The sequence below is a fragment of the Chryseobacterium echinoideorum genome, from assembly GCF_007474535.1.
In the GTDB taxonomy this organism is placed as follows: Bacteria; Bacteroidota; Bacteroidia; order Flavobacteriales; family Weeksellaceae; genus Chryseobacterium; species Chryseobacterium echinoideorum.
Map to the genome: position 1 here is coordinate 126,868 of NZ_VKNW01000002.1, position 14,074 is coordinate 140,941.

At 33.3% G+C, this 14,074-nt stretch carries 10 protein-coding genes; 5 read left to right on the top strand and 5 right to left on the bottom strand.

The genetic code is table 11. From position 1 onward, the window contains the following. Positions 1–86: 86 nt before the first annotated feature. The 5 genes from FOL89_RS02980 to FOL89_RS03000 all read left to right on the top strand — a co-directional run bounded on the left by FOL89_RS02980 (position 87) and on the right by FOL89_RS03000 (position 8,277). Positions 87–1,109, top strand: a complete 1,023-nt coding sequence (locus tag FOL89_RS02980) for a GDP-mannose 4,6-dehydratase (protein ID WP_144281364.1) — start codon at positions 87–89, stop codon at positions 1,107–1,109. Between the two features lie 140 nt (positions 1,110–1,249). After that, positions 1,250–1,471: a DUF2795 domain-containing protein gene (locus tag FOL89_RS02985; RefSeq protein WP_027382805.1), complete on the top strand. Its 222-nt coding sequence runs from the start codon at positions 1,250–1,252 to the stop codon at positions 1,469–1,471. Between the two features lie 122 nt (positions 1,472–1,593). After that, positions 1,594–4,668, top strand: a complete 3,075-nt coding sequence (gene secA, locus FOL89_RS02990) for a preprotein translocase subunit SecA (protein ID WP_144281365.1) — start codon at positions 1,594–1,596, stop codon at positions 4,666–4,668. 149 nt (positions 4,669–4,817) lie between these two features. After that, the gene (locus FOL89_RS02995) at positions 4,818–6,953 is read left to right on the top strand and encodes a TonB-dependent siderophore receptor (RefSeq protein WP_144281366.1); all 2,136 of its coding nucleotides are present in this window, start codon (positions 4,818–4,820) and stop codon (positions 6,951–6,953) included. Positions 6,954–7,047: 94 nt separating this feature from the next. Continuing rightward, complete coding sequence (locus FOL89_RS03000; protein WP_144281367.1) at positions 7,048–8,277, top strand: PepSY-associated TM helix domain-containing protein; 1,230 nt, start codon at positions 7,048–7,050, stop codon at positions 8,275–8,277. 440 nt (positions 8,278–8,717) lie between these two features. Here FOL89_RS03000 and FOL89_RS03005 read toward each other — a convergent pair whose 3' ends face one another. The 5 genes from FOL89_RS03005 to FOL89_RS03025 all read right to left on the bottom strand — a co-directional run bounded on the left by FOL89_RS03005 (position 8,718) and on the right by FOL89_RS03025 (position 13,820). After that, complete coding sequence (locus FOL89_RS03005) at positions 8,718–9,692, bottom strand: hypothetical protein (RefSeq protein ID WP_144281368.1); 975 nt, start codon at positions 9,690–9,692, stop codon at positions 8,718–8,720. Between the two features lie 78 nt (positions 9,693–9,770). Beyond that, a complete protein-coding gene (locus FOL89_RS03010) occupies positions 9,771–10,268 on the bottom strand; it encodes a hypothetical protein (RefSeq protein WP_144281369.1) in 498 nt (165 codons plus the stop codon). A gap of 4 nt (positions 10,269–10,272) precedes the next feature. Then, the gene (locus FOL89_RS03015; RefSeq protein ID WP_185146896.1) at positions 10,273–10,869 is read right to left on the bottom strand and encodes a cysteine peptidase family C39 domain-containing protein; all 597 of its coding nucleotides are present in this window, start codon (positions 10,867–10,869) and stop codon (positions 10,273–10,275) included. 100 nt (positions 10,870–10,969) lie between these two features. Continuing rightward, positions 10,970–11,515, bottom strand: coding sequence for a hypothetical protein (locus FOL89_RS03020; protein ID WP_144281371.1), 546 nt, complete (start codon positions 11,513–11,515; stop codon positions 10,970–10,972). Between the two features lie 13 nt (positions 11,516–11,528). Further along, a complete protein-coding gene (locus FOL89_RS03025) occupies positions 11,529–13,820 on the bottom strand; it encodes a hypothetical protein (RefSeq protein ID WP_144281372.1) in 2,292 nt (763 codons plus the stop codon). Positions 13,821–14,074 lie beyond the last annotated feature (254 nt).

The following is a 14,074-nucleotide window of genomic DNA, read 5'->3' on the forward strand; positions in this document are numbered from 1 at the left end:
ATTATTTATGAAATAATTGAAGGATTACAAGGATAAAAACAAAAATTCAAGTATTATTAATAAATTTGCCATACAAAAATCAGCAAATGATATATCTCGTTACCGGAGGAAGCGGTTTCATAGGTTCCCATCTTATAGAAAATTTATTAAAAAAAGGACATTCTGTCATTAATATTGACAATTTTGATGATTTCTATGATTATAAAATAAAAATTGAAAATACTTTAGAATCTTTAGGTAAAAATCTTCAATTTGAATTTACCGAGAAGACCAAAGATATAGAAGTGCTTTCTGCACTCACAAAATCTTCAGACTACCAGTTGTTTTTTCAGGATATACGGGATAAATCGGAACTTGAAAAAATTTTCAGAGAAAACAAAATAGATATGGTCATCCACTTGGCAGCTCTTGCAGGTGTTCGTCCGTCTATTGAAAGACCTTTGGAATATGAAGAAGTCAACATCCGCGGAACGATGAATCTTTTGGAGCTGTGCTGCGAGTTTCAGATTAAAAAATTTGTCTGCGCATCCTCATCAAGTGTGTACGGAAACAACGAAAAAATTCCTTTCTCTGAAAATGATAATGTTGATCATCCCATCTCGCCGTATGCTGCAACCAAAAAATGTGTGGAGGTTTTAGGTCATGTATATCATAGTTTACATAAGATAGATATCATACAGCTGCGGTTTTTTACAGTGTACGGACCTAGACAAAGACCTGATCTGGCTATCCATAAATTTACAAAATTAATTTTTGAAAATAAAGAAGTCCCTTTCTATGGCGATGGAAATACCGCAAGAGATTATACTTATATTGATGATATTATCGAAGGTGTTTTAAAATCTGCTCATTATCTTGAGAAAAATTCCGGTGTTTATGAAATTATTAATCTTGGGGAAAGTGAAGTCGTTACTTTAGCTGAAATGCTTTCTGAAATTGAAAAAAATCTAGGTAAAACTGCCACCCGGAAAAATCTGCCATTACAGCCGGGAGATGTCCTGAAAACCAGTGCAGATATAGCAAAAGCAAAAAAAATAATTGGTTACAAACCCGTCACAAACTTCCAAAATGGCATAAAAAAATTTGTGGAATGGTTTTTGAGAAAATGACAGCAATACGCCGGAAAAACTTTGGTAGTAGTACTTTAAAGTTTCCAGCAATAAATATTTTATTAAAAGAATTGAAAATCAAGTCATAAAAAAGTTTATAATATAACCTATTTTTATACTTTTGCAAAAAAATAAAAATTATGTACTGGACATTAGAATTAGCTTCTTATTTAAGCGACGCACCTTGGCCGATGACAAAAGCAGAACTTATCGACTATGCGATCAGAACTGGTGCACCAATGGAAGTGGTAGAAAACCTTCAGGCAATTGAAGATGAGGGTGAAATATACGATGCAATTGATGAAATCTGGAGTGATTATCCTACAGATGAAGATTATCTTTGGAACGAAGACGAATATTAATAAAGCAGATAAGCTTTAGGCATCGCGCTTAAAGCTTATTACCTTTTCTATATATCAATTTACACGTTAAGTGTTATTAAAACGCTTAAAGCATTTTCGCTTAAAGCATAAAGCAAAAATTTATGAGTTTTTTAAACAAAGTTCTTAAAGGGTTTTTGGGAGACAAAAAAGCGCAGGACCTAAAAGAAGTAAAAAAAGTTGTAACAAAAATCAAAGCCGTTGAACCAGCGATCCAGCAATTGTCTGATGATGGTTTGAGAGAGAAAACTGCTGAGTTCAAATCTAAAATAAAAGAAGCGACAAGCAATATCTCGGCGCAGATAGAACAAATTAAAGAGCAGATCAAAAACTCTAAGAATGTAGATGAAAAAGAAGCTCTTTTTTCTAAAATTGAGGTTTTAAAGAAAGATTCTTACGAAATTGAAGAAAAAGTTTTAGCTCAGGTATTGCCGGAAGCTTTTGCTTTGATCAAAGAAACATCCAGAAGATGGGCTGAGAATGGTGAAATCCGTGTAACAGCGACTGACTGGGATCAGCAATTGGCTGCAGCAGGAAAAGATTTTATTGAAATTCAGGGCGATCAGGCTGTATGGAAAAATTCATGGAACGCTGCGGGAACTCCCGTAGTATGGGACATGGTACATTATGACGTTCAGTTTATTGGTGGTGTGATTCTCCACAGCGGTAAAATTGCGGAGATGGCAACCGGTGAAGGTAAAACATTAGTAGGGACACTTCCGATTTACTTAAATGCACTTCCGGAAAGAGGGGTTCACGTAGTAACAGTTAACGACTATCTTGCGAAAAGAGACTCGGCTTGGATGGGACCATTGTACCAATTCCACGGAATGTCTATCGACTGTATTGATAATCATCAGCCTAACTCAGACGGAAGAAGAAAAGCATACAATTCTGATATTACTTACGGAACCAATAACGAATTCGGGTTCGATTATCTTAGAGATAATATGGTGACTTCTCCTACAGAACTGGTTCAGAGAGAATTGAATTTTGCCATTGTCGATGAGGTAGATTCTGTATTGGTAGATGATGCAAGAACACCATTGATTATTTCCGGACCTGTTCCGCAGGGAGACAGACAAGAATTTGATGTTCTAAAACCATCTATTGACAGAATTGTTGAAGTTCAGAAAAAAACAGTTTCTGCGATTTTTAACGAGGCAAAAAAATTAATTGCTGCAGGGAATACCAAAGAAGGTGGTTTCAAACTGCTTCAGGCTTACAGAGGTCTTCCAAAAAACAGACAATTGATCAAATTTTTATCAGAAAGCGGAAACCGTGCATTGCTTCAGAAAGTTGAATCTCAATATATGCAGGACAACAACCGTGATATGCCGATTGTAGATAAAGATCTTTATTTCGTTATTGAGGAAAAGAACAATCAGGTGGATTTGACTGATAAAGGGGTTGAATACATGTCTCAGGGAAACTCTGATTCCAACTTTTTCGTATTACCGGATATAGGAACAGAAATTGCTGAAGTGGAGGCTAAAAATTTATCTAAAGAAGAAGAATTTGAAGCTAAAGAAAAACTTTTTTCAGAATTTGCTGAGAAATCTGAGCGTGTCCACACCATGAGCCAATTGCTGAAAGCATATACATTGTTCGAAAAAGATGATGAGTATGTGGTGATTGATGGTGAAGTAAAAATTGTGGATGAGCAGACTGGTCGTATTATGGAAGGAAGACGTTATTCTGATGGTCTTCACCAGGCTATTGAAGCAAAAGAAAACGTAAAAATTGAAGCTGCTACACAAACTTTTGCAACAGTTACCCTTCAGAACTATTTCCGTATGTACAACAAACTGGCGGGAATGACAGGTACAGCAGAAACTGAAGCAGGAGAATTGTGGCAGATTTATAAATTGGATGTAGTGGTAATTCCTACCAACAGACCAATCCAAAGACATGACAGACAAGATTTGGTTTACAAAACCAACCGCGAAAAATATAATGCAGTAATTGAAGAAATCGAAAGACTTACCGCAGCAGGAAGACCTGTTTTGGTAGGAACAACTTCGGTTGAGATTTCACAGTTATTATCAAAAGCACTCCAACTTAGAAAAATTCAGCATCAGGTTCTGAATGCAAAGCTTCACAAAAAAGAAGCGGAAATTGTAGCAGGAGCAGGACAGCCGGGTGTCGTAACGATTGCAACCAATATGGCAGGTCGTGGTACCGACATTAAGCTTTCTAAAGAAGTAAAAGAAGCAGGAGGTTTGGCAATTATTGGTACAGAAAGACACGATTCAAGACGTGTGGACAGACAGTTAAGAGGTAGAGCCGGAAGACAGGGAGATCCCGGAAGCTCGCAGTTTTATGTTTCTCTGGAAGATAATTTAATGCGTTTATTCGGTTCTGAAAGAATTGCTAAGATGATGGATAGAATGGGTCATAAAGAAGGCGAAGTAATTCAGCACTCTATGATTTCTAAATCTATTGAAAGAGCGCAGAAAAAAGTAGAGGAAAACAACTTCGGAGTAAGAAAAAGATTGTTGGAATACGATGATGTAATGAATAAGCAGCGTGATGTAATTTACAAGAGAAGAAAGAATGCATTGTTCGGAGATCATTTGAAATACGATATTACCAACATGATTTTTGATGTGGCAAATTCTATTGTTTCTAAAGGAAAGATTGCAGGAAGCTATAAAGATTTTGAGTTTGAAATCATCAAAAACTTCACCATGGAATCTCCGGTTTCTGAAAATGATTTTAAATCAAAACAAATTCCTGAGCTTACCCATATTCTTTTCAAAGCAGCTCAGGATGACTACAATATGAAGCTTAACCTTCTGAAGGAAAAATCATTCCCGATTATTGAAAATGTATATCAGAATCAGGGTTCTATGTTCAAAATGATTCAGGTTCCTTTTACAGACGGAACCAAAACATTAACTATTGTTACTGATCTGAAAGAAGCGTATGAAACACAGTGTGACAGCTTGATCAATGATTTTGAAAAAAATATCACATTATCTATTATTGATGAGAACTGGAAGCTTCACCTTCGTGAAATGGACGACCTTAGAAGATCTTCGCAAGGTGCCGTTTACGAGCAGAAAGATCCTTTGGTAATTTATAAACAGGAATCTTTCCACCTTTTCAGTGAAATGGTAGATAAGATGAATAAAGAAATCATTTCATTTTTATACAGAGGAGAAATTCCTGCATAAAATTTAATTTTCTATAAATAAAAAAGTCCTGCTGAGTTATTCAGCGGGACTTTTTATTTGGAATAAATCTTAACAGGCTGACAAATATCACTCATTTTGTTAATTTAGAATAATTAAAAACAATATATTTGCAAAAAGTTTTTAATGCTATGAAGAAAGTTTTGGTATGTATATCTATTTTGGGATCAGTTGCAGCAGTTGCACAGGAAAAAGATTCTGTTAATGCAAAGAATATTGATGAAGTAGTTGTTATCGGATATTTGTCAAAAGACAGCCAGTCTGCCAACAAAATGCCTTTGAAAGATATTGAGAATCCGCAGGTTTACAATACTGTAAATAAAAATGTAATCAAAGAGCAGGTGGTGACCAATTTTAACGATGCTTTGAAGAACGTTACCGGAATTACAAGACTTTGGGAGTCTACGGGAAGAGGCAATGATGGAGGAGAATATTATTCAATGAGAGGGTTTTCTTTACAGCCTAACCTTGTCAATGGAATGCCGGCTTTTAACAACGGAACATTAGATCCTGCCGGAATTGAGGTAGTTGAAGCTATAAAAGGACCTTCAGGAACATTGTATGGAGGAAGCGTAATTTCTTACGGCGGTCTTCTGAATGTTATTACCAAAAAACCGTATCATTATTTCGGGGGAGAAGTAGGTTACGTTACCGGAACTTATGGTCTGAATCGTGTAACAGCAGATGTGAATGCTCCCGTGGCAAAAAATATGTTTGCAAGAGTAAATGCAGCATACCAAAAACAAAACTCTTTTCAGGATGCAGGATACAGCGAATCAATTTATGTAAATCCTTCCTTAAAGTTTATCGCTAATGATAGATTTACTTTCTTTATCAATACTGAGATTAAAAAATCTGATGTAGCCAATGCTCCCATGATTTTCTTAAGCAGATACAGTCCGTTATCATTTAATTCTATTGATTTATTTGAGCAGAATTACAAAAAATCGTATACTTCAAATGATCTGAATATCAAAAATTCTACTTTCAATATTCAGGCACAGGCTCAATATAAAATATCCGATAACTGGACATCAAGTACCATACTTTCCAGAGGTAATACTAAAACCGATGGTTACTACCAATATTTATGGGATTCTTCCAACGGAAATGAGTTTACAAGATTTATCACGAAGGCTTACGGAGAAACCAATACAACAGGAATTCAGCAGAATTTTGTAGGAAACTTCAATATCGGAAGCGTAAAAAACAAACTTTTATTCGGATTAGATTACTTGCAAAGAGAATTTTTGATTGGAGGAACGGGCTGGACAGGATTCGGAACAATTTCTTTAATAAACCAAACCGATACATCTTTTCAAAACTTAAATAAATCTGCTGTAGATAATGCGCTTGCAGGAACCAATCAGGAAATAAATACAATGACGGCACAGATTTACAGTGCATATGTTTCAGATGTGATAAATATATTTCCTAACTTATCTGCAATGTTAAGTTTAAGACTTGATCATTTTACAGGAAACCCTACGGCATTTGCTACGGAAGAATCTGAGCCTACTACTACTTTGTCTCCAAAATTAGGATTGGTTTATCAGCCGATAAAAGATAAGGTTTCAGTTTTTGCAAATTACATGAACGGATTCCAGAATGTTGAGCCGCAACTGGTTCAGTTTACAGATCAAACCGGAAATGTTACCGGACAGGAAGTCCGCTATTTTACTCCGGAACAGGCCAATCAGTGGGAAGTGGGTACTAAAGCAAGCTTAATCAAGGATAAACTATCTGTTACAGCGAGTTACTACGATATTAAAGTTAAAAACAAATTGATGGGAACAGGTCGTGATATAAGTCAGGAAGGAGAAGTAGAAAGTAAAGGTTTCGAAATAAGTGTTGTAGGTAGCCCGATTGAAGGATTGAATGTTATTGCAGGATTCAGTTCTAATGACAGCAAAGTGGTTGCAGGAGACGATACTTATGTAGGGTACAGACCTGAAGAAGCTGGACCGAGAAATATTTTTAACTTTTGGACAAACTATAAAATCCAGCAGGGAGTTCTGAGAAATGTAGGAATTGGTTTCGGAGCCAATTCTGCAAGCGAATTATATACATTAAACAGAGCCGGAGTCGGGACTTTTGCAATTCCTAGTTATGCTGTTTTCAATGCGGCATTGTCTTATAATGCTGAAAAATATTCAGTAATAATGAAACTGGACAATATTGCCAATAAAAAATACTTTACAGGTTGGTCTACAGTCACTCCACAAAGACTGAGAACATTATCTCTAAGTTTAAATTATAAATTTTAGAATAAAATACTTTGAGTAAAAAAGTTTCTTATAAAATACATTCTGAGCCAGGCTTTTTACAGCTTGGCTTTGTGCGTTTAATTCAATCGTAGAAATGAGAAAAAAACATCATCATAAAAAAAAGAAGCCGACGCTTTTCAAAAAATGGACAGGAAAACTGCACCTCTGGTTCGGGCTTTCTATCGGGCTTATTATATTTGTTGTTTCGGTGACAGGAGCTTTATACGTCTTTAAAGATGAAATAGAAAACTATACCCGTAAAGATGTTGTCTATCACAATGAGAAAAATGTTGAGCAAAAGCAGACTCTCCCCATTCGTGTTCTAGAAAAAGCCGTAGAAACTCAGGTTCCGGAAAAATACAAGATTCATTGGGTAAATGTTCCGATTGATAAAAAAATGTCTTATCAGTTTTACTGGTATGAGCATGATACAGAAGGGACATGGAATTATTTTGATGAGTTTCCCATATATAAAGTTGCCTACGTAAACCCATTTACAGGAGATGTTCTTCGGGTTTATGATGAGAAAAACGGTTTCTTCCAGATTGTAAAAATGATTCACTGGAGCTTTTTATTAAAGCAGGATTGGGGAAAATATGTTGTTGGGATACCGGTTATTATTTTTGTTATCATGCTGATTTCAGGAATTATTTTGTGGTGGCCAAAAAACAGAGCCGCCCGCAAGCAAAGATTTTCGTTTAACTGGAAAAATGTTAAAAGCTGGAAAAGAAAAAATTACGATTTACACAATGTTTTAGGTTTTTATACTTCTGTTTTTGGGTTGATTTTTGCAATTACGGGACTTTTTTATGCTTTCTTTGTCGTTCAGACGATGATATATGTAGTTTTTTCCGGCGGAAATACTGTTTATCCGGACTTCTCTCATATTACAACAAAAGCACCTGTTGAAATGCGCAACGAAACTACTTTAGACAAAGTAATGGCAACAGTAGAGCGAAAATACCCTGATTCTTACGGATATTCTATTGATTTGGGACACGAGCATATGGACGACCATGAGCATCCTAATTTTTCAGTTTTTGTAAAGCATCTTTCCTACTCTTATCATAAAAACAGCAGTCTTATTTTTGATGAAAACTCAGGTGAGCTGCTTCATACACATGATCACGAAGACAAGAATATGGGTGAAAAAGCAGTTGCTGCCAATTACGATGTTCACGTAGGTTCTATTTTAGGTCTTCCGACTAAGATTATCGCATTTATTGTAAGTCTTATGTGCGCATCTTTGCCTGTTACAGGTTTTCTAATTTGGTGGGGTAGGAGGAAGAAGCAGAAGAAAGCTGTCATATCATTCAAAAAATAAAGAATTATTTCGATTACTAAAGATTAAACCCTCTGCTCAAAGTCACAGACTTTGCGCAGAGGTGGGTGGCTTCTTTTGGTTACAATTTCTACTTTAAGACCAATATCTGCATATTTTTCTTCTATTAATTTTACCATTTTTTGAAGCCTCTTTCTTGTAAATCTTTTTCCTCCGCCATTTCCTAATAATTGTTTTCTATAAATTTCTTCAATTTCTTTGTCTATTTTAGAAAGATTTTTAGGCTTAGCTGTTAAAACAACGTTTTAAATTTCCTGAGCAGTCATGCCTAAATCCTCAGCCTTTGTTCCATTTTTAGCTCCTTGCAACAGTTCTTCTATAAATTTTAGAAATCCCTTGAAGCCTTTTGCGCAGGCTTAGAAAATAAAAACCACTTCTACTGTACTTCAAAAGTGGTTTTATTAAATATTTAGATAACGGATCTACCTTTCATCGTTTTTAATTTCACTAAAGGTAATTATTTCCATTTTATCTATATTTGTAATATAGGCATCAATGGAGAAGCATTTTATTTTTTGCTCATACTCATACATATACCAATTGGTTTTACTGCCATATGGATTAAAGGTAATAATTCCTGTCCAGCTTTCCCATTCTCCAAATGATTTATGATGTTTTAGATTTCCGTTTGTAATTCTCTCTACAAGCTTTAGTAATGTAGTATTATCATTTGTCTCAAAAGTGAAAATTAGTTTATAAATATTGCTATTTTCTGATATATACTTTTTTTGGTATTGCTTGCTTGGGTCAGATTGATAATTATCTATTCTTTTTAGGCGGCTTCTGCCTCCATTTTGAAGGGCATCTGTTAGTAATTTTTCTTTTTTTTCATTCTCAGATTTGACATATTCTTTTATGGAAGAGAACCCTATATATATGTCTTCTAATATTCTAAAAGAGATTAAATTTCCTGATTTTGCATAAATTAAGCTAATATTAACTATCAATTTATTGCCTTTTGCATTGGAGATCAAAACCTTTACTGGAACAAACATTTCTTGATTTGGATTATTTTCATCAATTGAGATTCTGTTCTCTTCAATGAAAATTTCTTTCACAAAAGAATCTTCCCAGTCAATCTTTACTTTTGTATCGTCAACCGTAAATGTTTTTTTACAATTAAGAAAATTTCTTATGATATTATCACCATACATTGCACTATTGTATTTATAGTCTGAACTATCAGACATTCTCTTATAGCGCAATGTGTCTCCATTTTTCAGATATTCATCCAGTAATTGTCTATAACTTTGATGTTTTTTAAAAAATGAAATTAAATTGTCATCTTTTAAATAATTGGTAATCTCCTTTATATCTTTTTCTATAATCTGCTTGTTTTGAGAAAATAATTTAATATTCCCTACAAAAGTGAGAATTAAAAAAAGTATATATTTCATAGTTTGCTGTTATTATATAAATTATGATTAAATAACCCACTTCTTTATTTCGGAAGTGGGTTTTATTTTTTTGTAAAATTACCTCAAAATCTTATAGGTTGTATAATCTTTAAAAGTTTTGAGTTCATAAATTTTATTTTTATCAACATCTATTATCCTAATATTGTCTAAAGGTACATTTTGACAATGAATAAAACTGATGAATTGTGGAGCATTAAAATATCCTTTTACAATAATGTCAAAGCCTTTTTCTACTTCTATTGAACTGTACCATTCCCACTTTTTAATTTCTTGGAAATTATAAATAGACATATCTATATCAACTAAAATCTCATCATACTTGAAATTATCATCATCTAATTGCTTTACTTTAGATACAATCCCTTGTGGTAAGAGTTTCTCCCATTTAGGGTCTTCATAATGAAGGTTTTTATTTTTTAAGAATGCTAAAACTGCATTTTTAAAATTATCCAATACCTCTTTGGCATTGTTAATATTTCTTACTCGAATAATTTCATATTCTTTCAAAGGCTTTTCTCCTTTTACATTATATTGTATATTTCCTTGTTCTGTCATCACATTACTTTTTTATAATTACTGCTTTTTGTTTAAATATTTCTTTAAAATCTTCCATTTTCATAGAATAAGAAGTTCCCTGATTCATAGGCAAAGGGTCTCGCAAAAATACTTTCCCATTTTCTACTTTTTCCAATACTACTGCATGGCTACCAAATTCTCTTGTTCCAATGCTTATGATTGCCTTATCCCCATCTTGTAATTTTTCCAATAATTTAGGTAATGCAATTTTACTTTCAGAAATAGCTGTTACTTCATCTTCTAACCTTTTAAAATACAAAGCATCAGGTATATCTAAAATTGAAGCACCATTCGCATCTGTTTTTAATGCTCTTGCTAATTCATCTTCTAACTTTAAAATTCCTTTATCGTGCAATATCATTCTCAAAGAAGTTGCAGCACAAGTATGGTCAGTTGATTGTCCAAAAATTTTGGTTTCACTTATCCATCTCTCTATTTTTATCCCTGCATTTTCTGCAAATGATTTGGTTGCATCTCCCCCTCCTTTTTGAAATTTCTTCCCTTTTACAATTACTTCTTCAATATCCTGAGCCTCTTCTGCCAAATCCTCTGCTTTAGCTCCATTTTTAGCTCCTTGCAATAGTTCTTCTATAAATTTTAGAAATCCCTTGAAGCCTTTTGCGCAGGCTTAGAAAATAAAAACCACTTTCTACTATACTTCAAAAGTGGTTTATTTTTTATCAGCTATATTTAGTTGCTTTATTAGGATTCATTATTATTTGAATATTTTCTGAAGTAATTTTAATTTTTGAAATAGGACAATTATCAACAGATATTTCATTACCTGAAATTGATATATTTTTATCCTTTAAACAGTCTGTTACACTTTGTATCAATAATGGCATTGAATGATTTGATTTAAAATTAAATTGAAGATTTTCATATAGAATATGATTATTTAATTTTATATACTTCACATACATACTTTCAACTATTGATTGCTCTTTTAGGGGCAATTGTAATTCATATTTAAAAGAAAAATCACCAATAAGCAATTCATCCAAATTTGTTATCACAGGAGTTTTATCTTTAAATATTCTAATGATTACATAAACAAAATCTTCTAATGTACATTCTTTAAGAAATTGTTTAATTGCATTTAATTTTTCACTCCTTTTTCTTTGGTTATTTTGTCTTTCAAATATTTCGTCTATTGTAAGGCTGTCATCCATATCAAAAATATAACCAGTGTATAATTCTTCTAATGGCAATGTGTTTTTATTCATAATATTTTAAATTTTATTGATATCGTGTATATTTTATAACATCTCTTAATTGGTAGAGCAATTCATCTGCATACAATTGTTTCAGCTTGTTATTAGCATTAATAAATGATAGAGATTCTTTATTGGTTATCTTTCTCATCGTATTTATCAATTGTGCATTTTTTTGATTATATCTTGCAAAAGCAGCAGGTTGTATAATTTTTTCATATTCCTCCCAAGAGGGTAATTTTCCTTTTTTTTGCAAGCAAAATGCTTTTTGTTCTCTAGTTACAGCTCTTAATTCTTTTAAATCATTTGCTATAAACATTTCTATATCCACATAACTTATAGATGAACTCTTAGGATGGTTATGAGTAATTATCAAGTTTCCTTTACCTGCCAAATCTTCTGCATCTCTCATTACATTTTTAGAAAACTCCACATTATCTAATTGCTTTTGAGTTATTAAACCAGAAAGCTCATTGCCTTTATCATCAAAAATTTTCGCTGCTTCATATTCCAAAGAACGGATTTCGTTTTCAACTCTTTTTACGTTTTTTAGTTTGCCTATATCATCATAAACTCTAGATAATTTTCGATAACCACTCGCTCCCGCTCCTTCTGCCACTTTTTTTCCTCTTAAAACTACCTCCTCTATATCCTTCGCTTCTTCTGCAAAATCTTCTGCTTTAGTCCCATTTTTAGCTCCTGTGAAAAGTTCCTCAATAAATTTAATAAATCCTTTGAAACCTTTTGCACAAGCCTTACCAAATCTAACCATAAATTTTGAAAGGAAAGCCAATAAATCTGTAATTCCTAAAGTTGCCACAGATATACTTTCTCTTGCCAAAACCTTTAGCAGACTTACTGCTTTTTGTACATAAGTAGCTCCTTTTACTACATTGCCTTCTCCTGCTGTAAAGATAAGAAGCAATATATTTATCAATACTTCAAAAGCAAATACACCAACATAAAATGCTATTGTATAACGAGAAGCCTTATCCCAATATTCTTTCATCTTATCCAAAACAGCTTCCATATCAGAAGAAGATAAATTACTACTTCCTGTAAAGAGGTCTTTTATGCCTTGCAAGAACTTAGGCACATTTTCATGTACCCAATCCAAAACATCTTCTGCTTTTTCCAAAAGGTCTCTTCTTTCCAAATACTGCTGATAAGAAAATGTAGTGGTAGGCTGTGAAAGAAACTCCAAAATATACAAAATACATTGCACCAAACCTACTAAACCATTCATCACTCCACAGTTAAAAGCATTGAGGATTTTCAAAAATTCAATTCCTTTCTCTGCCAAATTAGTAACTACATCTTTAATTTCTGATAGAAAGGTTTTGATAGTATTGATAACTCCCGTAATTCTGTTTATCAAATTTTTAAAAGAATCAGGTAAATGTTCAATGGAAGCATCTTTAACTTTACTGGCTGATTGCGTTACTAATTCCCAAACTTGGCTAAAAGCTGTTTCTACACCCTGTACAAAAGGGTTATTTCCTAAATTTTCAAAAAAATTGGCTGCCTTATTTATATTTACAGGAACAGCAACCCCTGCAAAAACAGGAATCAATGGGGAATAGTCTTTAGAACTAGGATTGTAATTTTTCTCTGTGGGTTTAAAGCCTTCTAATTGTTTCGCACACCATCCAATAGCATCAGCAGGAATGGAAGTAATATTACCTATAATTTCTTCAAATCTTCTATCACCAGTATAAAACTGATATTCTCTCATCAATGCATCACGAACAAGAGTAGCATTAATCTTATCTCCCTCATAAGTATAAGCTAACTGTGCTAGATATGCAGCTTCATCTTCCATAGAGGTAATATTTTTAAAAAATTTCCCTCCTATGTTGGATGGTAATGGCTCAGGAAATCTTTTAAAAAGAGTTAGAAAATAATCTCCCATCTTGGCAATATAGAAATCTCCTGCAAAGTTAGACTTGTTAGGATTAGGCTTCTCATAGAATAAGAATAAACTTTGAGGCTCTCTTTTATTGGAATTGTAGCTTCCTAATACTTCTGAACCATTTTCACATGGCAGTACTTCTGCCCTGTATTCGTACCCTTTTTTTCCTTTTTCATCTACACCAGTAGAAGGAAAAACAGATACAGGGTCATCTGTGAGATAAGAATAACCTAAAGGCGTATTTTTATAATCGTGGAATTTACTCCTAAACTCTGGAGAGTTATCCCTATCAATTATAGTATTTTCAAAAGCATTCTTATTCTCAACAAACCCTTTACTCACTTCTTCAAAAGAGAGTATTTTGTATTGTGATAAATCTCCAAATTCATCATCAAAATTTTCCATAAGTGTTGTTTTAATAATTAATAATTCTTTTTGGAAACGTTTCTGAGGCAAAGCTAAATGCTACAAGCGACAAAACTTGACGTGTTTTATTTTTTTGTATAATTAAAAACCCCGCTACGCAAAGTCTTCCGACTTTGAGCAACAATAAAAAATAAAAAAAGTGAAAGCTATACCATAAAAGACAATAGAATTAGCAGATAGTAAAACAAATGAACTTTGGAAATACAATAATTACGAAAAATAGATTAGCGTAA